The sequence below is a fragment of the Collimonas sp. GW821-FHT02H07 genome (assembly GCF_059421505.1).
Genome location: NZ_JBWKVC010000010.1, coordinates 13,540 through 36,732, shown reverse-complemented (window position 1 = coordinate 36,732; position 23,193 = coordinate 13,540). Strand labels below are relative to the sequence as shown.

Here is a 23,193-nt window from a genome sequence, read left to right as displayed (position 1 = left end):
CCTGCAATGGCGGATCGGGAGGCCGGCTAATGCACGCAGTCAGCGCACCAGCCTTTGATCGTCAATTCGATCTCATGGCCTTGGAAGCCCTTGCCCAGGGTGTCTTGCAAGGCCTGCTGCAGCTGCTTGCGCAGCGCCGCCGGACTGCTGCCGCCGCCATGTTTGTCGCCGAGCGCCAGTATGCTGTCCAGGAAGCCGGCGTCGCCGCTGCCGTCCAGGCAAAACACCTTGGCGCAGCGGGTGCATTTGAAATGGCCGTGCTGATGCTGTGCATGCTGGGCGGGGTCGCCATGCGCGCCGCCATCGCTATGCTCGGCGCCGGCGCTGTAGCGAAACACGCGGTCGTCGCCGGCAATCTTGTGCGCCAGGCCGGCGTCGGTCAGGCAGTCGAGTGCGCGATACAGGGTAACCCGGTCCATGTCGACAAACTGATCCTGCATGTCTTGATGCGAAAAGGCGCAGCGCGCTTCCAGCAGGGCCGCCAGAACCTTGATGCGGGCCGGCGTGATGCGCAACGCTACTTCACGCAGCTGCGTCTCGGCCAGGACGGCGGCATGCTGATGGAGACTCGTCTTGGCGGCTGTTGCGGTGGCGCCGCCGGCGACAGATTTGGATTTTTGGCCTGGGTTCATGATGCGATGCCGGAATAAGTAAGGTTTCAATTATGCCTGAAATGCAATTCAGTTGCATCTTTGCTGTCGCGTTTGATGCAGGCGGTCCGGTTTGCGCGGTTTGTCCACAGCTTGTCTTTATTTGTCAGAGATTTTTTTTGCGCGCGGATGGGCTGCATCGTAGACCTGCGCCAGGCGCTGGAAATCCAGCGAAGTGTAGACCTGGGTGGCGGCAATCGAAGCATGCCCCAGCAGCTCCTGCACCGCGCGCAAATCCCCTGAGCCTTGCAGCATGTGCGAGGCGAACGAATGGCGCAGCATATGCGGATGGACATTGCTGCCGACGCCGAGCGCCTGTGCATGATGTTTCAGGCGCAATTGAATCACGCGCGCAGACATGCGGCTGCCACGCTCGGTCAGGAACAGCGCCGCGGCATGTTCGACCTGATCGCTTTTCAGCAGCGTTTCCCGTTGCGGCAGCCAGGCGGCGATAGCGCGTATGGCGGGACCGCCGACCGGCACGCTGCGCTTCTTGCTGCCTTTGCCTGTGACGGTGACTTCGGCGCCATCCAGATCGATCCAGCCGGCCGATTCATAGCCATCCTGGCGCGTATAGCGCAGATCCAGCCCGGCCAGCTCCGAGACCCGCAATCCGCTGGAATACAGCAGCTCGAACATGGCCTGGTTGCACAGGGCCATGCTGGAGCCGGCATCCGCCAGCGGGTTGCTGCTGGCGACCAGGTGGATGGCGTCGTCGGCAGCCATTGCCTTGGGCAGCGGTTTGGCGCGTTTGGGCGCCTTGACGCCTTCGACAGGATTGCTGGCGAGCGTGGTCTGCTGCGCCAGCCATTCGAAAAAGCCGCGCCAGGCCGATAGCTTGCGGGCAATCGAGCCTGGACCTAAGCCGCGTGCGTGTAATTGAGCGGCGAATTTGCGGATGTGAAAATGGCTGACCGCGGCAAACTCCCAATGCTCTCCCAGCGCTTGCGTGAAAACCGCCAGTTCCCTCAGGTCGCGCGCATAGTTGCTGATGGTGTGCGGGGATAACTGGCGCTGGCCCGCCAGGCTGTCCAGGTAGCCGCTCAGGTAAGACTGGTTGGTGCCGGCGTCCACGTTATCCTTGATCCGTGCCTATTCGAGCAGGCAAGCGAGCGCGGCGCTGGCGGTTTCACCGATCTGCACCAGGAAATCGGTCGCCATGTCGGCGCTGAAGCGCTGCGCGTCGGGCGAACCCAGCACCAGCAGACCGAAGGTGGCTGAAGATGCCGAGCCGCTGCGCAGCGGCAGCATAGCGATCGACTGCACATCCTGCTCCAGCCAGGAGGCGGCTTCGAAGTCATTATTGCTGCCGCAAAACGGCATGCTCAGGCCGTTTGCGAAAATCTTGACGTCTTCGGACGCCGCCGCTGCAAACCAGGTATGCGAATAGGCTTCGGCCACGCCCCACAGCCGCAAGGTCGCCTGAGGCACCGCAAACGTGCTGCGCAGGCCGTCCACCAGCGTGTGCGGCAAGTCGACATCATTGCGCGCCAGCAGCAGGCTGCGCGCCCAGCCGAACAATTTTTGCGCGCTGGCGTCATTTTCCTGGGCGTTGCGCACCATGTCCGCCAGCCGCAGGTCCTGCACCTTGATTTTCTCGCGCAGTATTTCCATTTGCCGTTCCTGCAGCGATACGGCGCGTCCCAGGAGCGGGCTGCTGAGGCGGATTTTGCCCAGCAGTTCGGCGTGTTCTTCGAAGAAATGCGGCGAGTCGATCAGGTATTGGGCGATGCTGTCGGGATCCAGAGGGGAGGTCATGTGCTGTGTGTCGATGATGAAGAAAGAGAATGACCAAGGGTACACCGCTAAGCGGCTGTATGACAACCTAGGGTGTTCAGAGCGTGGCGAGGGAGATGCGGCAGGCGATAAAAAAAGCCCACATGGCGAACCATGTGGGCTTTTTAGATCTTGATTCAAGCAACCTGGCCCGCTTGCTGCCGCGGGTTCGGTCAACTTAAATTAGAACTTGTGACGGATACCAACAGCAACTGCTGTTTGGTTGTTGTCGGAACCAGTGCTGTCGCCGAAAACGCCTGGATTGACTGCATCCTTAGCGCGCAGGAACGATGCGAATGCATACAGGTCAGTACGCTTCGACAGGAAGTAGTCTGTACCCAGGTTGACTTGGGTCAGCTTGCCCTTGTTCGAGCCAGCATCAGCAAATGTCAGCTTGTTGTACTGAACGCTAGCCAACAGGTGCAGAGGAGCTGTAACAGCGTAGTTCACGCCCAGTTCGAAGATGTCAGCCTTGGTGTTGTTGAAGCTGCCAACAGTGAAGCTGCCTGGTTGAATGATGCCGGTAGCAGCCAGAGTCGAGCTAGTAGCTAAAGGCTGCTTGACGCGCGACCAGTTACCGTACAGGCGTGCAGGACCAGCTTGGTAGCTAGCGCCCAGGCTGAATGTCTTCAGAGCTGTGTCGCCGGCTTTGCCAGAGAATGCACCGACTGGAGCGCTGTTAACCAGGGAAACGTCAGCAGGTGTAGTACCCAGCTTCGATTGGTAGTAAGCAGCGAACAGACCCAGTGGGCCGTTTGCGTACTGACCGCCCAGACCGAACGATTGGCCGTTCGAAGTTTGACCAGCAGCTTCGCCGAAGCCATAGATCAGGCTACCAGTGAAACCAGACAGATCTGGTGTGTTGTAGCGGATCGAGTTGTTAGTACGTGTACCTTCCAAACGGTCCAGATTGTGACCGACGGAACCAGTTACACCACCGAAGTCTTGAACCGAAGTCCATTGGCTGACGTCGTCCAGGATGTCAGTTTGACGACCCAGCAGGACGGAACCGAAGTTGCCGCCCAGACCGACTACCGACTTACGACGGAACAGAGTCGACGAACCCTTGTCGCTTTGCAGCGCGCCAGTGTCGTTCGAGAAGCCTGCTTCCAATTGGAACAGAGCCTTCAGACCGCCGCCCAGATCTTCAACGCCTTTGAAACCCAGACGCGAACCTTGGATAACGCCGGAGTTAACACTGAATTTGCTGCCGTTGTTCGACGACAGGCCAGTAGCTGGGTTAGTTGCAGTCGAAACTTTGCTTGTGTAAACGATACCAGTATCAACGATACCGTAGATGGTGACGGAGCTTTGAGCTTGTGCTGCACCTGCGATTGCGCCGAGTACGGCCAGTGCGATTAGTGATTTCTTCATTTGACGTCCTTTATTTAGAAAACTGTCTTAAGGATCCGTACATCTTGCCGGATGGATGAACATTAAGGGGTCTGGCCATCTATGCTGGCGGTTTGGTTTCCTGTGATGCTATAAATTGGTCGAAATTGAAGAAGATTGTTAATTGTGTTGTATTTTTGTGACAGCCAGGGGAGGGCATGAGCAACGCTTGCGGCGGCTCGGACTTGCGCAAATTGGAAGATTGCGGGATTTGTAATTTGGCAATTACGCAGTTGCGTAACTGATATCAGATTTTTTTGTTCAGGCCGGTAAAACCCCCGGGCAATGTAAACTGCCCGGGATTTGTTGCAAATTCAAGCTTTGCCGTCAGACGGCTAACTTATATTAGAACTTGTGGCGAATGCCGACTGCAACAGCAGCCTGGTTACTCTTGCCAGAATCGCCCTGCACAGCGGGGGCTGAGTAGTCGCCAACTGGCGCGCCATTCTTTCCTTTGGCATAAGAAGCCAAAGTATACAAGTCAGTACGCTTGGACAAGTAGTAATCAGCGCCCAGATTGATTTGGGTTACTTGCGGTTTGCCCGTGCTGCCATCTGGATTGGTAACGCCGCCATTGTCGCCGCCATTTACCGAGTAGCGAGTATGCTGTACCGAAGCGAGCAGGTGCAACGGAGCAGTCACTGCATAGTCGGTGCCCAGTTCAAAAATATTTTTCTTGTATTGCATAGGAACATTGACGCGCGACCAGTTGCCATACAGGCGTGCTGGACCAGCCTGATAGCTGGCGCCCAGGCTGAAGGTCTTGTTCATTGTGTTGCCTTCGTCGATAGGGGTCAGCTGGAACAGTTGCGCAGTGTCGGCGGGAGCCTTGCCTGCCTTCGACTGGTAATAGCCAAGGTAAGCACCGAGAGGACCATTGTCATAAGCGAGGCCGGCACCGAAGGCTTGACCATTGGAGTTGGCGCCAGCTTCTTCGCCGAAGCCGTAGATGGCGCTGGCAGTAACGCCGCTGAAGTTTGGCGAGTTATAACGGATCGAATTCTGGGTGCGCGAACCTTCCAGGCGATCGTCAAGGTGCTGATTGCTGACGAAATTGCCGAAATCCTTGACAGAAGTGTACTGATGACCGTAGTCGTCCAGGACATCAGATTGACGGCCCAGCAATACGCTACCGAAATTGCCGCCCAGACCGACAACCGATTTGCGGTTGAACAGCGATTTGTCCTGTTCGAAACCGCCGGTATCGGTGTTGAAGCCTGCTTCCAGCTGGAACAGGGCTTTCAGGCCGCCGCCCAGATCTTCCACACCCTTGAAGCCGATGCGCGAAGTATCGATGTTGCCCGAGCCGACGCTGAACTTGCTGCCGCCCAGGCGGTTGTTGGTGTCGGCGTTGCTTGCCGGAACATTGTTGTTTGAGAAAGTAACGCCGGCATCAACGGTACCGTAGATGGTGACGGAGCTTTGAGCTTGTGCTGCACCGGCGATGGTGCCGAGTACTGTCAGTGCGATGAGCGATTTTTTCATTTGACGTCCTTTAAATAGAAAACGGTGTTAAGCATCCGTACGTTTTGTCGGAGGATTGAACCTTAAAGGCACTTGCCTGCTTCGTCTGGAGTTTGGTTGGTTGCGGATTTATAAATTTGTCGAAATCATAAGTATTAGATAGTTCTGTTGTATTTTTACTACGAATTCTGGGGGGTGTCCAAACTTAAAGCTGTTTTTAAAGAAGTTGGGCGATATTTGTAGGTTTTAGCGACAATTGATGGATTTTGTAGGGTTGTTCCTTCATTGTTTTTCCTGGGCGGGATTTCAATACTTTCGCTAAGTCGAGGTCGACAGGAGGCAGGTTGATTGTTGTGCAAAAGATGCATATTTCGTGAAAATTTTGTAAAAACAAAATTTAATGTATTTATCAAGCATAATTTACGTTTTGATAGTGGATGCTTATGGCTAAACGTGAAGATTTAGCGATTATTCGCGCTGCCCGTGCCGGGCAGGGGCCGGCACAACTGGCCTTGGGTAAGCGCTATTTATTTGGCGGCAACGGTTTGCCCCAAAGTTTGTCGACGGCGCTGCATTGGCTGGATCGGGCGGCGCAGCAACAGGAGTCGGAAGCCTGGATGCTGATCGGCAGCCATATCCCGCTGGATGTGGCGCGCGCCGCCGCCAATCCGCTCGACCTGTGCGTCTGGTACGAACGGGCTTTTGACGCTGGCTTGATGCAAGCCGGGCTGGTGCTGGCGCAACTGGTGCTGACCGGCGACAGCCAGGCGGCCATTCAGCAGGCATCGCCCGGATTGCGCGAGAAGGTGATCAAAGTGCTGGAAACCGCGGCAAATGCAGGTGTTGCCGAAGCCCAGTGGCTGCTGGCGCAGCATGCCGATATTGCACTGCCGGTCTTGCCCGAGAGGAAAACGCCGGCCGAGCGGGTCATCGCCAGCCAGCCGCGCAAGCCGGCTGAACCGCAGGCGGAACAGGACGTTACCCTCAAGTGGACTGCCCGCGCCGCCGACGCTGGCGTCACGCAGGCGCAGCAGTCGCTGGCGCAACTGGCCTGGGAAAACGCCGACTGGCCGGTGTTTCTGGAAAGAGCGCTGCCGCTGGCCAAGGCGCTGGCGGAGCAATATACCGACATCCTGGCGCAATTGAATGTGCCTTCGGAAACCTTGGCGCGCCAGCTTGGCGAAGAAAACCTGTCCATGCTGCTGCGTTGCGCCCAGGTGCTGCAGAGCAGCGCCAGCTTCGATGCGGCTGAAGTGCAGCAGTTTCTCGAACTGGCGGCCTTTGGCGACGACAAGGCCGCCCAATTGGCGCTGGGTCTCTGGTATGCACGCATGAACAGCGATGGCGAACGCTTGCTGGTGGGAACCGGTTCGGCAAATTATAAGAAAGCGATCCGCTGGCTGACGCTGGCCGGGGAGGCCGGCCTGGCGGATGCCTGGTACGCCTTGTCGCGGATCTATCTGAAGTCCGAATTTTCGCAGCGCAATCTGGTCGACATGCAGCGCCACCTGGAGCATGCCGCTGAAATGGGACATTGCGCGGCGCAGCTGGAATGTGGTTTAAGCGCCTGGCGCAATCGCCGCGAAAAGCTTGCCAACGATGTCCGCGCGGTCTATTGGCTGCAAAAGGCGGCGGCGCAAGGCAGCAGCGAAGCCGCCAATTTGCTGGCGAAGATTGCCGATAGCGCCGCACCGGCAGCCTGGGCAGAAGCCGCCAAACAGCAGCTGACGCGCGAGCTGGTCAAAGCCCATCCGTTTCTTGCGGCGCGCATTGAGCTGGCAACCATATTCGGCTTGAGCCGGCCGGAAGCCCTGTTGCTGGATTTGAACCAGGCCGATTGCGGGCATTGCCTGGTGGTCGACATCCGGGTGCATTATGCGCGCAGCAAACGGCGCCTGATTCAGATCCAGACCGGCGACGAACGCCAGGCGCTGAGCCGGATTGCGCGATTGTTTGAAGATGTGGATTGCGGGCCCAACGGCCCCGAGGGCAATTATCGCCAGCGCCTGTACCGCTTCAAGGCCGCGGCGGCTTCCGCCAGCGACGCTGGCGACCCGGCTTAGCCGGCGCTCATTTCGCGGCGTTCATCTCAATTTCGCCCTCGAATACTGATACCGCCGGGCCGGTCATCATGACAGGCTGCTGGCCGCCAGCCCAGGCAATCGACAGTTCGCCGCCGTGGGTCTCGACTTTCACAGGCGTATCCAGCAAGCCGCGGCGGATGCCGGCCACCACCGCGGCGCAAGCCCCGGTGCCGCACGCCAGCGTTTCCCCGGCGCCGCGTTCGAACACGCGCAGCTTGATGTGATGGCGGTCGAGCACTTGCATGAAGCCGGCGTTAACCCGCTTCGGGAAGCGCGGATGATGTTCTATCAACGGGCCGTCGGTCAAGACCGGCGCGGCTTCGCTGTCCTCGACTACCTGCACTGCATGCGGATTGCCCATCGACACCACCGAGATCCAGGTTTGCTTGCCCTGGATTTCCAGCGGCCACAGCGTATCGTCGCCCTGCGGCCGGCTGTCCAGCTTGCCGGCGTCGAACGGCACCGCAGCCGGCGCCAGGATGGGCGCGCCCATGTCGACCGTGATGCGGCCGTCGTCTTCCAGTCTTGGCTCGATGATGCCCGACATGGTTTCCACGCGAATGCTGCGTTTGCTGGTCAAGCCCTTGTCGGTGACGAACTTGACGAATGCACGGGCGCCGTTACCGCACTGTTCGACTTCGCCGCCGTCGGCGTTATAGATGCGATAGCGAAAATCGACGCCCTCCGCCGGCGATTTTTCCACCACCAGCATCTGATCGGCGCCCACGCCAAAGCGGCGGTCGCCCAGATGCTGCCATTGCGCCGGGGTGAAGTCGATATGCTGGCTGATGGCGTCGATCACGACGAAGTCGTTGCCGGCGCCATGCATTTTGGTGAATTTGAGTTTCATAGAACTATTATCAGGTAAACCGCGTCCGGTTGCTGCGTTGTTTCAAGTCTGTTCTGGCGTCGTCGTGGTGTAAACATCAGCCTGCCCTGGCGGCCGGCTCTTGAAGCGCTTGTGGGCCCAGAAATATTCGGCCGGCGCTTCCAGGATGCGTTCTTCGATAAAGGCGTTCATGCGGCGGGTCGCTTCTGTCATATCGTCGCCGGGGTAGTTTTCCCAGGCCGGATAAAAGGTAACTTTCCAGCCTTTGTAGCCGGGCAGGAAAGTCGCAATCATCGGCACCACATTGGCCTTGGTGGCGGCGGCGATCCTGGCGGTGGCTGTCAGCGTTGCCGTCGGCACGCCAAAAAAAGGCACGAACTCCGCATCTTTCATGCCGAAATCCATATCCGGCAGCATGATGAAGGGATAGCCTTCGCGCATGGCGCGGATGATGGGTTTGACGCTTTGCTCGCGGGTGAACAGCTTGACCGGGCGGAAACGCGAACGTCCTTTCAGCAATGCGGCGTCAATGACAGCATCCTGTTGGCGCGTATAGATGGTGCAGATCGACAGCGAGGAATTGAGCACCAGCGCAATACCGGGAATTTCCAGGCAGACGAAATGCGGACAGAGCAGGATGGTGGGGCCGGATTGCAAGGTGCTGAGCGGCAGGTCGGATTCGATCTTGATCAGGCGCCGCAAGCGCGTTTCGGATGCCCACCACAGCACGCTGCGCTCCAGCACGCTGCGCGAGTAAGCCTGGAAATGGCGGCGCGCCAGCGCAATTCTTTCCTGTTCCGGCATGTCGGGAAAGCACAGGCGCAGGTTGGTCAGGGTGATGTGGCGCCGCGGCTTCATGATGATGAACAGCAGCGAACCCAGCGCTTCACCGACCGGGCCCAGGATCCACAATGGCAAAAAATGCGCCAGCCACAGCAGCAACAGCAGGGCCCTCACGCTTGCGGCTCCTGGGCGGCGGCAGCCGGCGCCACCCCGGGCGGCGTCTTGTAGCGGTTATAGCTCCAGATATATTGCGCCGGGCAGCGTGCGATCAGCCGCTCCATCGCCTGGTTGATGGCCAGCGTTCTTTGCTCCGGCGTGTGGCCCGGGGTTTCATCGAAAGGCACAAAGCGGATCACATAGCCGCGCCCGAACGGCAGCCGTTCGGCGTAAGACAGGATGATCGGGGCGCCGCTCATTTGCTGCAGCTTGGCCGGCAAGGTCATGGTGTAGGCCGGGCGGCCAAAGAAATCGGCCCATATGCCTTCGCCGTTCTGCGGCACCTGGTCCGGCAGCAAGCCGATCGCCTGGCCTTTCTTGAGCGCCTTGAACAAGGTGCGCACGCCCGCCAGGCTGGCCGGCGCCAGCAGCAGGTTGTGGCGTCCGCGTGCGCCTTCGATCAGCGGCTTGAGCGCGGCCTTGCGCGGCGGCCGGTAGAGCGCCGTCAGTGAAGTCTTGGTGGCGATCGCCTGGGCGATGATTTCAAAGCAGCCCAGATGCGGCGTCAGGAAGATCACGCCGGTCCTGGCGTCCAGCGCCGCCTGCGCCAGTTCCCAGTTTTCGATGGCGGCGGTGCGCAGCACCCGTTGCGGCGAGGCGCACCAGATGAACGGCAGCTCGAACATGCTCTTGCCGGATTCGCTGACCGCTTGCGCCAGGTCTGCCTGATAGCCGGCCCGCGTCAGGTTCTCCTTCAGTTTATGGCGATACGAGGAAGAGGCCAGATAGACCAGCCAGCCGCCGGCCGTGCCTATTGCATGTAAGAAAGGAAGAGGTAGTTTCGATAGCAGGCGAAAGAGTGATACGAGCATTAGCGGGGGCCTAAAAGAGCCAAACGGAGCCTAATCGTGACCCAAAAGGGGGCGGATTTTGCCGATTTTTTTCAAGAGGCGTAAAATAGCACAATAGTTTGAAATTCAAACAGCGTTGCTAGCTTGTCTGGATTGCAGAGAGATTGCTTATCAGAATCATCTTAATATATAGTAATTAGCATTATCCGCCGAGTTAATAGACAACTTGCGAGGCGGAATACAAATTTCGCTAAAGCGTCGCAGGCTCAACAGGTTTGACTGCGACATGGTCACCACTTGTTTTTTTGTTGGAGCTTGCAATGGCACATGAATACCTCTTTACTTCGGAATCCGTTTCCGAAGGTCACCCCGATAAAGTCGCGGACCAGATTTCCGACGCGATCCTCGACGCAATTTTCACCCAGGATCCGCACGCCCGGGTCGCCGCAGAAACCCTGTGCAACACCGGTCTGGTCGTGCTGGCAGGTGAAGTCACGACCTTCGCCAATGTCGATTACATCGCCGTTGCGCGCGAAACCATCAAGCGCATCGGCTACGACAATGCTGACTACGGCATCGATTACAAGAGCTGCTCGGTGCTGGTCGGCTACGACAAGCAATCGCCGGATATCGCTCAGGGCGTGGATGAAGGCAAGGGTCTCGATCTCGACCAGGGCGCCGGCGACCAGGGCCTGATGTTCGGTTACGCCTGCGATGAAACGCCGGAACTGATGCCTGCCGCGATCTACTACGCGCACCGTATCGTCGAGCGCCAGTCGCAATTGCGCAAGGACGGCCGCCTGCCATGGCTGCGGCCGGACGCCAAATCGCAGGTCACGCTGAAATATGTCGACGGCGTGCCGGTGGCGATCGACACCGTGGTGCTGTCGACCCAGCATGCGCCGGAAATGCAGCACAAGGCGATTGAAGAAGCGGCGATCGAAGAAATCATCAAGCCGGTGGTGCCGAAGGAGTGGCTGCAAAATACCCGTTACCTAGTCAACCCGACCGGCCGTTTCGTCATCGGCGGCCCGCAAGGCGATTGCGGTCTGACCGGGCGCAAGATCATTGTCGACACCTACGGCGGCGCTGCGCCTCACGGCGGCGGCGCATTTTCCGGCAAGGACCCGTCCAAGGTGGACCGTTCGGCTGCTTACGCTGGCCGTTATGTGGCGAAGAATATCGTTGCCGCCGGCCTGGCCTCACGCTGCCAGATCCAGATTTCGTACGCAATCGGCATCGCCAAGCCGACTTCGGTGATGGTCACCACTTTCGGCACCGGCAAGATCAGCGACGAAAAGCTGGCGCAGCTGGTGCTGGAGCACTTCGATCTGCGGCCCAAGGGCATCGTGCAGATGCTTGACCTGCTGCGCCCGATCTATCAAAAGACGGCCGCCTACGGCCATTTCGGCCGCGAAGAGCCGGAATTCACCTGGGAACGCACCGACAAGGCGGCCGCACTGAAGGCTGCTGCGCTGTAACGACTGCTCAGGCATGGGGCCTGGCGAGGGTATGCTGCCTCGCCAGACCAAATAGCGGCAACGCCGGAATCGTGCTTTGCACGATGGTAACGACTTGTTACACTGATCGCCTCAGTGACTATCCCACAAGAAAGATGCAAGAGCTTTACTTCGCTTCCACTGTATTTTGCGTGGGTATTGCGCTTGATCTAACCAAGTCTCCCACATGGCCTCTGCCCCCAAACACGTACCCGAATCTGTGTCCCGACAACTGCGTCCGGTAGTCACCGAGCTGCCGCGCTTTCGCCTGGCCGCCTGGCTGGTGGCGCTGGCTGCGCTGTTCCTGGTGATGTCCCTGCACATGCTGACGGCGTTGCTGGCTGGCTTGCTGGTATACGAGCTGGTGCGCACGCTGACGCCGTTTGTCCAGCGCCGTCTGACCAGCGAGCGGGCGCACCTGATTTCGGTGGTGTTCCTGTCGGTGATCATTATCGGCCTGTTGTCATTGGTGATCTTCGGTTTGATTGCTTTTTTCCACGGTGGCCCCGACCGCCTGCAAGTTCTGCAATCGAAGTTGATGGTGGTGGTCGACCAGGCGCGCACGCAACTGCCGGAGTGGCTGCAGCAATATTTGCCCGACGACGTCGAAGATATTCGCCAACTGGTCAGCGACTGGCTGCAAGCCCATAGCGGCCAGGTGCAGCTGGCAGGCAAGGAAGCGGTGCAGGTGTTCGTGCACGTGCTGATCGGCATGGTGCTGGGCGCCATGATTGCCTTGAATGCGGCGCATCCGATGCCTTTGCTGCAACCGCTGGCGAGCGAACTGCTGGGGCGCGCGCATTTGCTGGCGGATGCCTTCCGCCGCGTAGTGTTTGCCCAGATCAAGATTTCCCTGCTGAATACGACCTTGACGGCGATCTTCCTGCTGGTCGTGCTCAAGCTCGCCGGCATCCATCTGCCTTTGACCAAGACCATGATCGTGGTCACCTTCCTGGCGGGCTTGCTGCCGGTGATCGGCAACCTGATCTCCAACACCCTGATCGTGCTGGTCGCCTTGTCGGTGTCGGTCTATGTGGCCCTGGCGGCGCTGGTGTTCCTGGTGGTGATACACAAGCTGGAATACTTCCTGAACGCGAAGATCGTCGGCACCCAGATCAATGCCCGCAGCTGGGAGTTGCTGCTGATGATGGTGCTGGCGGAAGCCGCATTCGGCCTGCCGGGACTGGTGGCGGCGCCGATTTACTATGCCTATATCAAGAGCGAGTTGCATGAAATGGGCTGGGTCTGAGGCCAGCCTGGTTATTCGGCTATCGGGATAAGCGGAATATGTGTCCCCGCTAGCCGAAAACCCGCCGTTTTGCTTTAAAATAGCAGATCGTATCCAAGGAGCGTTGCGACAGACACGGTCTGCCAGGCTTGGAACGGTCAATATGCAACTGCGCTCACGTTACTTTTTTTCTAACGAAAGGAGGGCGTGATGAACGCCGCTGTAATGAACTCTACTGCACACTCTACCTCTTCAAACCAAGACTACGTCGTTGCCGATATCAGCCTGTCCGGCTGGGGCGACAAGGAAATCCGGATTGCCGAAACCGAAATGCCGGGCCTGATGGCGATCCGCGACGAATTCGCCGCCGCGCAGCCGCTCAAGGGCGCACGCATCACCGGTTCGATCCACATGACGATCCAGACCGCGGTGCTGATCCAGACCCTGGAAGCGCTGGGCGCCAAGGTGCGTTGGGCATCCTGCAATATCTACTCGACCCAGGACCACGCCGCCGCCGCAATCGCTGCCGCCGGCACGCCGGTGTTTGCCTTCAAGGGCGAATCGCTGGACGACTACTGGGAATTCACGCACCGCATTTTCGAATGGCCGGGCGAAGAACAAGCCAACATGATCCTGGACGATGGCGGCGACGCCACCTTGCTGCTGCATCTCGGCACCCGCGCTGAAAAAGACGCGTCGGTCCTGAACAACCCGGGGTCGGAAGAAGAAATCTGCCTGTTCAACGCCATCAAGAAAAAGCTGGCGACTTCGCCCGGCTGGTATTCGACCCGCCTGGCGCAGATCAAGGGCGTGACCGAAGAAACCACCACCGGCGTGCATCGCCTGTACCAGATGCACAAGGAAGGCAAGCTGGCTTTCCCGGCCATCAACGTCAACGACTCGGTCACCAAGTCCAAGTTCGACAACCTGTACGGCTGCCGCGAATCGCTGGTCGACGGCATCAAGCGCGCTACCGATGTCATGATCGCCGGCAAGGTTGCCGTGATCGCCGGCTATGGCGATGTCGGCAAGGGTTCTGCACAAGCCATGCGCGCGCTGTCGGCGCAAGTCTGGGTGACTGAAGTCGATCCGATCTGCGCCTTGCAGGCGGCGATGGAAGGCTACCGTGTGGTGACCATGGAATACGCAGCCGAGCATGGCGACATCTTCGTCACCTGCACCGGCAATTACCATGTGATCACCCATGCGCACATGCAAAAGATGAAGGACCAGGCGATCGTCTGCAACATCGGCCACTTCGACAATGAAATCGAAGTCGCCGCTCTGAAGCAATACACCTGGGAAAACATCAAGCCGCAAGTCGACCATATCATTTTCCCTGACGGCAAGCGCATCATCCTGCTGGCTGAAGGCCGCCTGGTGAATCTGGGCTGCGGCACCGGCCACCCTTCGTACGTGATGAGCTCGTCGTTCGCCAACCAGACCATCGCCCAGATCGAACTGTTCGTGAACACCAAGGCTTATCCGGTCGGCGTCTACACGCTGCCAAAGCACCTGGATGAAAAAGTCGCGCGCCTGCAATTGAAAAAGCTGAACGCGCAACTGTCGGTGCTGACGGAAGAGCAGGCTGCCTATATTGGCGTCAAGCAAACCGGCCCTTACAAGCCGGAACACTACCGCTATTAATAGCCCGGCCGCCGGCTGCCTTAGGGCGGCCGGCGGGTCTTCCACCATCAAGAGGAAACCTCAATGCGCTTACTGATTACCTGGCTGATTAATACCCTGGCCTTGCTGGCGGTGCCGTACCTGATGCATTCGGTGCAGTTCACCAGTTTCGGCGCGGCGCTGATCGCGGCGCTGGTGCTGGGTTTCGTCAATACCTTGATCCGCCCGGTGTTGCTGTTGCTGACTTTGCCGGCGACCTTGCTGACCCTGGGCCTGTTCATCTTTATCATCAACGGCCTGATGTTCTGGCTGGTCTCGCATCTGGTCAGCGGGTTCTATGTCGCCAGTTTTTGGGCGGCGGTAGGCGGCGCGATCTTGTACAGCATCGTTTCGTGGGCGCTGTCCACGCTGCTGTTGAAGAAGAATTGATTGGCACAGAAAATGGCACAAAAGAATTTTAGTATCGAATTTTTCCCGCCGAAGACGCCTGAGGGAACGGAAAAACTGCGGGTCACGCGCGCCAAGCTGGCGGAACTGCATCCGCGCTATTTCTCGGTGACTTTCGGCGCCGGCGGTTCGACGCAAAAGGGCACGCTGGACACGGTGCTGGATATCCGCAGCGAAGGCCACGAAGCGGCGCCGCATCTGTCCTGCCTGGGCAGTTCGCGTGAATCCCTGCGCGCCATCCTGGGGCAATACAAGGATCACGGCATCAAGCGCGTGGTAGCCTTGCGCGGCGATCTGCCGAGCGGTTACGGCGCGATGGATTTTTCTTCCGGCGAATTCCGCTATGCGAATGAGCTGGTGGAATTCATCCGCGCCGAAACCGGCGACTGGTTCCATATCGAAGTCGCGGCCTATCCGGAAATGCACCCGCAGGCGAAGTCGCCGCAGGACGACGTGCAGCGCTATGTCAGCAAGGTCAAGGCCGGCGCCAACGGCGCCATCACCCAGTACTTCTACAATGCCGATGCGTATTTCCGTTTCGTCGACGAAGCGCAAAAACTGGGGGCGACGGTGCCAGTGGTGGCCGGCATCATGCCGATCACCAACTACTCGCAACTGATGCGTTTTTCCGACATGTGCGGCACCGAGATACCGCGCTGGATCCGCCTCAAGCTGGCCAGCTATGGCGACGACACCGATTCGATCCGCGCTTTCGGCCTGGACGTGGTGACGCAGTTATGTGAGCGCTTGCTCGCCGGCGGCGCTCCGGGATTGCACTTCTATACCTTGAATCATTCGCCGGCGACGATCGCCATCTGGCAGCGCCTGAAGCTATAGACTGTTACAGTCCGCCAGCTTCGGTGATGATGGCGTCCAGCGCAATATCATGCGGGGCGCCCTCGAATTCCGCCAGTCCGCAGGAGTAGGCAATCCCGATTGCCTGCGGACGCGGCGCCAGCGCCAGTGTCCTGTCATAAAAGCCGCCGCCGTAGCCTAGCCTGAGCTTGCTGCGATTGAAGCCGACGCAGGGAATCAGCAGGGCTGATGGCGTCGCGCTGACATCGCTGGCCGGCACCGCGACCCCGAAACTATCCTTGTTCATGTTTTCACCCGGAGTCCAGGCGACAAAACGCAGAGGGCTATCGTTATCCACCACGATCGGCAACGCCAGCGGCACACCGCTTGCCGCCAGTTCGGCGTAAGCCGGCCGCAAATCCGGTTCGCCGCGGATCGGCCAGTAGACCCCGAGTACGCCATCCGGCTGCGCCTGCCGCCATGACACAACCCAGGCGATCACGCGGCGCCCCAGTTCTTGGTCCCAGTCGCGGCGGCTGTCGGCGGCTATCGCCCGCCGCGCGGCCAGCAGGGCAGGACGCAACAATGCTTTGTCGGGGTTTGGTGTTGCATCACTGGCATCACATGCTATGCTAGGCGTCATCGTTCGTACCCGTAAAAAAATAGGTTTAACATGTTCAAAAAGAAATGGCTTGCTGTCATCGCCGTCGCCGTGGCTTCCTCTGCCGTGCTGACAAGTGCAGCTTATGCGCAAAAGCGCTCCGCCAGCAACGCATCCAGTGGCAGCTACGCCAGCCAGGATGACGCCTTCCTGGCCTTGCGCGACGCCGCGCGCGCGAATAACGCCGACAAGGCAGAACTGCTGGCTGCTACCCTGAGTGATTATGACATTCCTTCGTATGTCGATTACTACCGCCTGAAACCGCTGATCAAAGACCTGGTCGCGCCGCAGGCCGATATCCGCGACTACCTCAGCCGTTACGACGGCAGCGCGATCGCTGACCGCTTGCGCAACGACTGGCTGCTGGAGCTGGGCAAGGCCGGCGACTGGGCCACTTTTGATGAGCAATATCCGAAATTTGTGCTGGATGACGACACCCAGCTGAAATGCTATGCGCTGACCTCGGCCGCCCTGAAAGGCACGAACGTGGCGGCAGAGGCACGCGCCTTGCTGACCACGCCGAAGGACTTTGGTCCAGCTTGCACTGACCTGGTCGGCACGCTGGCGCAAAACGGCCAGTTCAGCGCCGACGATGTCTGGTTCCAGATCCGCCAGGCGGTGGAGTCCGGCTTTGCAGGGGTGGCGCGCCGCATGACGCCCTTCGTCGACGCCGACGATGCCCAGGTGGCGCAAGCCATCGACAAATCCGCGCTGGTGCTGGCGCGCGGCCCGGGCGCCGGGCGCAGCGGCCGTGAATTATTCATCCTGGCGCTGGGACGCGTGGCGAAGAACGATACCGGTCGTGCGGCCGGGGCACTGAACGCATCCCTGGATCAATTGACATCCACCGAGCGCTCGCTGGCATGGGCGCAGATCGCCTTGCAGTCGGCGCTCAAGCTGGAGCCGCAAGCGATCGATTATTGGCGGCAGGTAAAGGGCAGCGCGCCATTGTCCGGCGACGCTTATCAATGGCGCGTGCGCTCCGCCCTGCGCAGCGGCGACTGGAAGCTGGTCAGGAGCGGCATCGAGGCGATGCCGGCGATCCTGCGCAGCGACCCGACCTGGATCTATTGGCTGGCCCGCGCCGACCAGGCCGAAGGCAAGGCTGATCAGGCCCAGCAGAAATTCCAGGCTATCGCCGACCAGACCAATTTCTATGGCCAGCTGGCGCTGGAAGAGCTGGGGCAGAAAATCATTGCGGTTTCCTCCAGCCAGACATTTACGCCAGTTGAAATGGCGGCGATGACAAATAACCAGGGCTTCCGTCGCGCCCTGCGGTTTTTTGACATGAATTTGCGGTTTGAAGGTGTGCGCGAATGGAATTGGGAACTGCGCCAGATGACTGATCGCCAATTGCTGACAGCGGCTGAATTCGCGCGCCAGAACAATGTCCTCGACCGCATGGTGAACACGTCGGACCGGACCAAGGTCGAAGTCGATTTCAACCAGCGCTTCCCGTCGCCGCATCGCGATGTCATGAGCACCAATACCCAAAGCCTGGGACTCGACATGGCCTGGGTATACGGGCTGATCCGGCAAGAATCGCGCTTCATGCGCAGCGCCCGCTCGAACGTCGGCGCCAGCGGCCTGATGCAGGTGATGCCGGCGACGGCAAAATGGGTTGCCAAGAAAATCGGCCTGAGCGGCTTTACCGTCGACCAGATTGCCGACGTGAATACCAATATCCTGCTGGGCACCAACTACCTGAGCATGGTGCTGTCCGATCTGGATGGTTCGCAGGCGCTCGCATCGGCCGCCTACAATGCCGGCCCCGGCCGGCCGCGGGCATGGCGCGCGACGCTGCCAGGCACGGTGGAGGGCGCGGTGTTTGCCGAGTCGATTCCGTTCAATGAAACCCGCGGCTACGTCAAGAATGTGCTGTCGAACGCGACTTACTATGCAGCCTTGTTCGACGGCAAGCCGCAATCCCTGAAAGCACGCCTGGGCACCGTCGCACCCAAGGGTTTTGTCGAATCGGCGCTGCCTTGATTGTAGGGTGGGCACATCGTGCCCACGCGTGACCTGAATAGTAGTCCCGGAGCCGCATATGCAAACCACAGAACTCGATCCAAGCCTGTCAGCCGCTTTGCAAAAAGCCGGCAAGGACGGCCTGATTCTGGTGATCGGCAATAAAAACTATTCTTCATGGTCGATGCGGCCATGGGTGGCGATGACTGCGTTCGGCATTCCGTTCAAGGAACACAAGATCCTGTTGCGCCAGCCGCACACCGCCAACGAAATAGGCCGCTATTCCGCCAGCGGCCGGGTACCGATCCTGCTGGTGGGCGAGACGCCGGTCTGGGATTCGCTGGCCATCTGCGAATACCTGGCGGATCAGTTCCCCGACCTCGGCATGTGGCCGCAAGACACGCTGGCGCGCGCCACCGCGCGTTCGATCTGCGCCGAGATGCATTCCGGATTTGCCGCCCTGCGCGCAGACATGCCGATGGATATCCGCGCCCACAAGCCGGGACATGGGCGTACCGCGGGCTCCCAGGCTGATATCGCCAGGGTGGTGGAAATCTGGGAAACCTGCTTGTCCGAATTCGGCCATCACCAGTTTCTGTTCGGCGCATTTTCGATTGCCGACGCCTATTTTGCGCCGGTGGTCATGCGCTTTCACAGCTATGGCGTATCGCTGGCGCCGGCGTTGCAAGCCTACGCCGAGCGGGTGCAGGCGCACCCGGCCGTGGCACGCTGGATGCGCGAGGCGCTGGCGGAAACCGAAGTATTGCCGGACTAGCCATTAGTCTTCTCTCATCAGGTTCATACAACGACATGAAAGTTTTTGCGGTAGGCGGCGCGGTGCGCGACGAGTTGCTCGGTTTGCCGGTCAAGGATCGCGATTACGTGGTGGTCGGAGCGACGCCGGACGACATGCTGGCGCAAGGTTTCCGCCCGGTCGGCAAGGATTTTCCTGTGTTCCTGCATCCGGACACGCACGAGGAATATGCGCTGGCGCGCACCGAGCGCAAGACCGCGCCGGGCTACAAAGGCTTTGTGTTCCATACCGCCGCCGACGTCACGCTGGAGCAAGACCTGGTGCGCCGCGATCTGACCATCAACGCCATTGCGCGCGCCGAGGACGGCGCCCTGGCCGATCCTTTCAACGGCCGCCAGGACTTGCAAGACCGTATATTCCGTCACGTATCCGACGCTTTTGCCGAGGATCCGGTGCGCATCCTGCGCGTGGCGCGGTTTGCCGCGCGCTTCACCGACTTCACGGTAGCGCCGCAAACCAACGCCCTGATGCAGCGCATGGTGGACGCAGGCGAAGTCGATGCGCTGGTGCCGGAGCGGGTCTGGCAAGAGCTGGCGCGCGGCCTGATGGAAAGCAAGCCGTCGCGCATGTTCGAGGTCTTGCGCGCGTGCGGCGCGCTGGCGCGCATCCTACCGGAACTGGACGCGTTGTGGGGCATACCGCAACCGGAAAAATATCACCCCGAAATCGACACCGGCGTGCATGTGATGATGGTGGTCGATACCGCCGCCCGAGCAAATTATCCGCTGCCGGTGCGCTTCGCTACCATCATGCACGACCTCGGCAAAGGCGTGACGCCGGCCGCCGGCTGGCCCAGCCATCACGGTCATGAAGGCCTGGGCGTGGAACTGGTGGAACGAGTTTGCCAGCGCCTCAAAGTGCCGGGCGAGGCGCGCGACCTGGCCTTGATGACGACCCGCGAACACGGCAACGTCGGCCGCGCTTTCGAGCTGCGCGCCGCTACCATCGTCAACCTGCTGGGGCGCTGCGATGCATTTCGCAAGCCCGAGCGCTTTATTGATATGCTACGTGCCACCGAATGCGATTACCGTGGCAGGACCGGCTACGAGGAGCGGCCGTTTCCGCAGCTTGCTTATCTGCAGGCGGCGTTGCAGGCAGCGCAGTCGGTCAATGCCGGCGTCATTGCCGGCATGTTCCAGCAGCAGCCGCAACGGATACCTGAAGCGATCCACGCCGCCCGGGTTGAAGTGGTCGGGCAGCTGTTGCAGGCGCAACGACCGTAAACCAGATCAGCTTGTCCGACCAGAGAGGCCAGGATGACAGCCACAGATGCGAAGACGGGCGGCATTGGCAGCCAGGCGCCGGCAACAGCCGGCGGCTCGGGTTCGGGCCAGGCCAAGGCTGCGCGGCCTATCATCTTCGTCAAGGAATTGTCGCGCCGGGCGCGCAAGCGGCTGTTGCGCCATTTCCTGGCGTTGAGCAGCGGCGACCGCTTGCTGCGCTTCGGTTCGGTGCTGTCGGATGATCTGGTCAGCCGCTACGTGGAAAATATCGATTTCTCGCGCGACACTGTGTTCGGCGTCTACGATCGCAAGCTGCGCTTGCTCGGGGTCGGTCACCTGGCCTTCGCGCCGCGCGAGGCGCTGCCTTCGGTGAGCGCTTCGACCACCAAGGAAAGGGTCGCCGAATTCGGCGTCTCGGTGGCCGCTTCGGCGCGCGGCATGGGCGTCGGCAGCCGCCTGTTTGAACGGGCGGCGATACGCTGCCGCAATGTCGATATCGACACCTTGTACATGCACTGCCTGTCTTCGAACAAGGTGATGATGCACATCGCCAAGAAGGCCGGCATGGCGATTCATCGCGATTACGGCGAGGCGGATGCTTATCTGAAGCTGCCGCCTGCCAATCCCGCCAGCGTGTTGCAGGAGGCGGTGCAGGAACAGGCAGCGATGCTGGACTACACCTTCAAGGCGAATCTGCGCGCCGCGCTCAAATGGCTGAGCAACCTGCCTGGCATCAAGCGCGACTAGACGGCCCGGCTTCGGCCAGGTTGCGCGTTTTGCGATAATATTTCCGTCCCATCATTTGCCTCCGGAAGTTCCTATGTACCGCTATCTGGTCACCACAATGCGCACTCCCGCCTTCCAGCCGAGTGTAGTGGAGCAGCACTATGCGTTTCTCGATCAACTGCGGGCGCAAGGCAAGCTTGAGCTGGCCGGCCCGTTTACCGACAAGTCGGGCGGCGCCTATCTGATCAGGGCCGCCAGCCTGGAAGAAGCAAAGAGCTTGGCGTTTACCGATCCGGTGCATGTCAGCGGATCGTCGCTGGTGACCGTCTACGAATGGAATGCGGTCTAGGATCCGTTAAAGCAAGGGCAGCGCCGTCGTATCTTTCACCCGCTGCAGAGCAAAACTCGATTTGACGTCCAGCACCGCCGGATGGCGCAGCAGGGTTTCCATCATGAAGCGTGAAAAATGCGCCATGTCTTCCACGTGCACCCTCAGCAGGAAATCCATCTCGCCGGTCATGGCATAGCAGGCAACCACCTCCGGCCAGCGCTCCACCGCGGTAGAAAACGAGACCCGCGGCGACATGGTCTGATGCTGCGCGGCGGCCGCCTTGGTGCCGCTCAGGTAGAGCGGATCGCTGTGCTTTTCCAGGCGCACGTTGATATAGGCCAGCAGGCCCAGGCCGATCTTGTCCGGCTCCAGCAGCGCCACGTATTGCCGGATTACGCCAGCCTGTTCCAGCTGCTTGATGCGGCGCAGGCAGGGCGAGGGCGACAGGTTGACCCGTTCCGCCACCTCCTGATTGCTGAGGCGGCCATCCTCCTGCAATATCGCCAGAATTTTCCGATCGGTTGCATCCAATGCAATCGTTGGCATAAGTCACCTTAAAATGGATGTTTTAAGACATATTAATGCGCAAATTCTGGTTCGTGGGACAAATTTTGCAATTAACTGCCCTCGTCTCAGCCCTATACTGTAGGCATAAAAGTAGCTAAACGCGCTGAATCCGGGACCGACAGAATGAATGCAAACGTAATGGACATGAGCTTGAACACCGATGATTTTTTTGCCACCGTCGCTGAAAAGTCGGACGGGGCGTCCCTGCGCGGCGACTACAGCAAGATCGACGCGCGCTATGTGGTCAAGCAGGACTGGGATGCCTACACGCCGGAGCAGCACGCTTTGTGGCGCCGCCTGTATCAGCGCCAAGCCAAGCTGATCCCCGGCCGCGCTTGCGACGTCTTCATCGAAAGCCTGGAACTGCTCAACATCGGCGACGGCATTCCGCGCTTTGAAGAAAGCTCGGCCTTGCTGTTCAAGGCTACCGGCTGGACGCTGGTGGCGGTGCCGGGCCTGGTGCCGGACCACGTTTTTTTCGAGCACCTGGCCAGCCGCCGCTTCCCGGTCACGGTCTGGCTGCGCGATCCGGAGGAATTCGACTACATCGTCGAACCCGATGTGTTCCACGATTTTTTCGGCCACGTGCCGCTGCTGTTCAATCCGATTTTTGCCGACCATCTGCAGGATTACGGCAAGGGCGCGCTGAAGGCGATGAAACTGGACGGCCTGTCGATGCTGGCGCGCCTGTACTGGTACACGGTTGAGTTCGGCCTGATCCAGAGTCCGGAAGGCCTGCGCGTGTACGGCGCGGGGATTTTGTCGTCCGGCGGTGAAATCGAGCATTGCCTGAGCAGTCCCGCGCCTTTGCGCCTGCCGTTCGATGTCGAGCGCGTGATGCGCACCCTGTACAAGATCGATTCTTATCAGGAAACCTATTTTGTCATCAATGATTTCAAACAGCTGTTCGACGACACCGCGCCGGATTTCACGCCCATCTATGCGCGCCTGAAAGCCTTGCAGCCGTTGCCGGCGAATACCTTGCTGGATGGCGAAACAAATCTGCAGTTGAAATAAAAAAGCGGATTCTGCCGGGGAGTGCAGAATCCGCAAACTAGTGATAATGGGAACACTAGAGGGAGGAATGCCCGACATGGCTGGTCCAGGGGAGGTATTCAGCCACATCTGACAAGTTGCCATTACACGCCCAGTCGTGCTCCCGATCTACTCGATTTACCAGTTGTTACAGTTGTTACCCTGGGGCTGCTTAGCATTTGATTTGGCAATGCGACCGCGCGGCAGGCGCTACAGACCCAGTACCGGCGCGGGTGATTGCTGCGCCGTGCATTGAGTCGGCCACCCGCTTGTGATAATCTGGTGGCT

At 59.6% G+C, this 23,193-nt stretch carries 22 protein-coding genes and 1 riboswitch; of the genes, 12 read left to right on the top strand and 10 right to left on the bottom strand.

The features are described from left to right. Positions 1 to 26: 26 nt before the first annotated feature. The 5 genes from AC07V8_RS16150 to AC07V8_RS16130 all read right to left on the bottom strand — a co-directional run bounded on the left by AC07V8_RS16150 (position 27) and on the right by AC07V8_RS16130 (position 5,303). Positions 27 to 632: a Fur family transcriptional regulator gene (locus AC07V8_RS16150; protein WP_494679685.1), complete on the bottom strand. Its 606-nt coding sequence runs from the start codon at positions 630 to 632 to the stop codon at positions 27 to 29. A gap of 117 nt (positions 633 to 749) precedes the next feature. Beyond that, complete coding sequence (gene xerC / locus AC07V8_RS16145; RefSeq protein WP_494679686.1) at positions 750 to 1,724, bottom strand: tyrosine recombinase XerC; 975 nt, start codon at positions 1,722 to 1,724, stop codon at positions 750 to 752. Positions 1,725 to 1,742: 18 nt separating this feature from the next. Beyond that, positions 1,743 to 2,408, bottom strand: coding sequence for a DUF484 family protein (locus AC07V8_RS16140; RefSeq protein WP_494679687.1), 666 nt, complete (start codon positions 2,406 to 2,408; stop codon positions 1,743 to 1,745). A gap of 201 nt (positions 2,409 to 2,609) precedes the next feature. Next, complete coding sequence (locus AC07V8_RS16135; protein WP_494679688.1) at positions 2,610 to 3,800, bottom strand: porin; 1,191 nt, start codon at positions 3,798 to 3,800, stop codon at positions 2,610 to 2,612. Between the two features lie 363 nt (positions 3,801 to 4,163). After that, entirely contained in the window at positions 4,164 to 5,303 is a 1,140-nt protein-coding gene (locus tag AC07V8_RS16130; protein ID WP_494679689.1) for a porin, read from the bottom strand. A 422-nt stretch (positions 5,304 to 5,725) separates the two neighbouring features. Between AC07V8_RS16130 and AC07V8_RS16125 the strand changes: the two genes are divergently transcribed. Continuing rightward, entirely contained in the window at positions 5,726 to 7,345 is a 1,620-nt protein-coding gene (locus AC07V8_RS16125; protein WP_494679690.1) for a tetratricopeptide repeat protein, read from the top strand. 7 nt (positions 7,346 to 7,352) lie between these two features. Here AC07V8_RS16125 and dapF read toward each other — a convergent pair whose 3' ends face one another. From dapF to AC07V8_RS16110, 3 genes are read right to left on the bottom strand one after another with little or no spacing between them, the layout of a single operon-like run. Continuing rightward, complete coding sequence (gene dapF / locus AC07V8_RS16120) at positions 7,353 to 8,216, bottom strand: diaminopimelate epimerase (protein ID WP_494679691.1); 864 nt, start codon at positions 8,214 to 8,216, stop codon at positions 7,353 to 7,355. Positions 8,217 to 8,258: 42 nt separating this feature from the next. Beyond that, positions 8,259 to 9,152 carry an LpxL/LpxP family acyltransferase gene (locus AC07V8_RS16115; protein ID WP_494679692.1) on the bottom strand — a complete coding sequence of 298 codons (894 nt, stop codon included), beginning with the start codon at positions 9,150 to 9,152 and terminating at the stop codon, positions 8,259 to 8,261. Then, the gene (locus AC07V8_RS16110) at positions 9,149 to 10,006 is read right to left on the bottom strand and encodes a lysophospholipid acyltransferase family protein (protein WP_494679693.1); all 858 of its coding nucleotides are present in this window, start codon (positions 10,004 to 10,006) and stop codon (positions 9,149 to 9,151) included. The genes AC07V8_RS16115 and AC07V8_RS16110 overlap by 4 nt, the downstream gene beginning before the upstream one ends. A gap of 299 nt (positions 10,007 to 10,305) precedes the next feature. On the opposite strand from AC07V8_RS16110, the gene metK reads away from it, so the two are divergent. The 5 genes from metK (at position 10,306) to metF (ending at position 15,622) form a co-directional block, all read left to right on the top strand. Then, positions 10,306 to 11,466 (top strand): methionine adenosyltransferase, encoded by a 1,161-nt coding sequence (metK, locus tag AC07V8_RS16105; RefSeq protein ID WP_098494312.1) that lies wholly within the window; start codon positions 10,306 to 10,308, stop codon positions 11,464 to 11,466. A gap of 238 nt (positions 11,467 to 11,704) precedes the next feature. Next, complete coding sequence (locus AC07V8_RS16100; protein ID WP_494679694.1) at positions 11,705 to 12,733, top strand: AI-2E family transporter; 1,029 nt, start codon at positions 11,705 to 11,707, stop codon at positions 12,731 to 12,733. Positions 12,734 to 12,822: 89 nt separating this feature from the next. Further along, positions 12,823 to 12,896, top strand: a riboswitch (S-adenosyl-L-homocysteine riboswitch). Positions 12,897 to 12,922: 26 nt separating this feature from the next. After that, positions 12,923 to 14,359 carry an adenosylhomocysteinase gene (ahcY, locus tag AC07V8_RS16095; RefSeq protein ID WP_494679695.1) on the top strand — a complete coding sequence of 479 codons (1,437 nt, stop codon included), beginning with the start codon at positions 12,923 to 12,925 and terminating at the stop codon, positions 14,357 to 14,359. Positions 14,360 to 14,422: 63 nt separating this feature from the next. After that, complete coding sequence (locus tag AC07V8_RS16090; protein WP_098494309.1) at positions 14,423 to 14,767, top strand: phage holin family protein; 345 nt, start codon at positions 14,423 to 14,425, stop codon at positions 14,765 to 14,767. 12 nt (positions 14,768 to 14,779) lie between these two features. Continuing rightward, positions 14,780 to 15,622 (top strand): methylenetetrahydrofolate reductase [NAD(P)H], encoded by an 843-nt coding sequence (gene metF / locus AC07V8_RS16085; protein ID WP_494679696.1) that lies wholly within the window; start codon positions 14,780 to 14,782, stop codon positions 15,620 to 15,622. Positions 15,623 to 15,626: 4 nt separating this feature from the next. Here the strand turns inward: metF and AC07V8_RS16080 are convergent, their stop codons facing one another. Continuing rightward, positions 15,627 to 16,166 (bottom strand): 5-formyltetrahydrofolate cyclo-ligase, encoded by a 540-nt coding sequence (locus AC07V8_RS16080; RefSeq protein ID WP_494679697.1) that lies wholly within the window; start codon positions 16,164 to 16,166, stop codon positions 15,627 to 15,629. Positions 16,167 to 16,253: 87 nt separating this feature from the next. Between AC07V8_RS16080 and AC07V8_RS16075 the strand changes: the two genes are divergently transcribed. The 5 genes from AC07V8_RS16075 to AC07V8_RS16055 all read left to right on the top strand — a co-directional run bounded on the left by AC07V8_RS16075 (position 16,254) and on the right by AC07V8_RS16055 (position 21,321). Then, a complete protein-coding gene (locus AC07V8_RS16075; RefSeq protein ID WP_494679698.1) occupies positions 16,254 to 18,230 on the top strand; it encodes a lytic transglycosylase domain-containing protein in 1,977 nt (658 codons plus the stop codon). 58 nt (positions 18,231 to 18,288) lie between these two features. Beyond that, complete coding sequence (locus AC07V8_RS16070) at positions 18,289 to 18,984, top strand: glutathione S-transferase family protein (protein ID WP_211442300.1); 696 nt, start codon at positions 18,289 to 18,291, stop codon at positions 18,982 to 18,984. Positions 18,985 to 19,019: 35 nt separating this feature from the next. Then, positions 19,020 to 20,246 carry a multifunctional CCA addition/repair protein gene (locus AC07V8_RS16065; protein WP_494679699.1) on the top strand — a complete coding sequence of 409 codons (1,227 nt, stop codon included), beginning with the start codon at positions 19,020 to 19,022 and terminating at the stop codon, positions 20,244 to 20,246. A 33-nt stretch (positions 20,247 to 20,279) separates the two neighbouring features. Continuing rightward, complete coding sequence (locus AC07V8_RS16060) at positions 20,280 to 20,993, top strand: GNAT family N-acetyltransferase (protein ID WP_494679700.1); 714 nt, start codon at positions 20,280 to 20,282, stop codon at positions 20,991 to 20,993. Between the two features lie 73 nt (positions 20,994 to 21,066). Then, entirely contained in the window at positions 21,067 to 21,321 is a 255-nt protein-coding gene (locus AC07V8_RS16055) for a YciI family protein (protein ID WP_494679701.1), read from the top strand. A 6-nt stretch (positions 21,322 to 21,327) separates the two neighbouring features. Here the strand turns inward: AC07V8_RS16055 and AC07V8_RS16050 are convergent, their stop codons facing one another. Next, positions 21,328 to 21,849, bottom strand: coding sequence for an Lrp/AsnC family transcriptional regulator (locus AC07V8_RS16050; RefSeq protein WP_098494301.1), 522 nt, complete (start codon positions 21,847 to 21,849; stop codon positions 21,328 to 21,330). Positions 21,850 to 22,008: 159 nt separating this feature from the next. On the opposite strand from AC07V8_RS16050, the gene phhA reads away from it, so the two are divergent. Next, positions 22,009 to 22,887 carry a phenylalanine 4-monooxygenase gene (gene phhA / locus AC07V8_RS16045; RefSeq protein WP_494679717.1) on the top strand — a complete coding sequence of 293 codons (879 nt, stop codon included), beginning with the start codon at positions 22,009 to 22,011 and terminating at the stop codon, positions 22,885 to 22,887. The last annotated feature ends 306 nt before the right edge of the window (positions 22,888 to 23,193 follow it).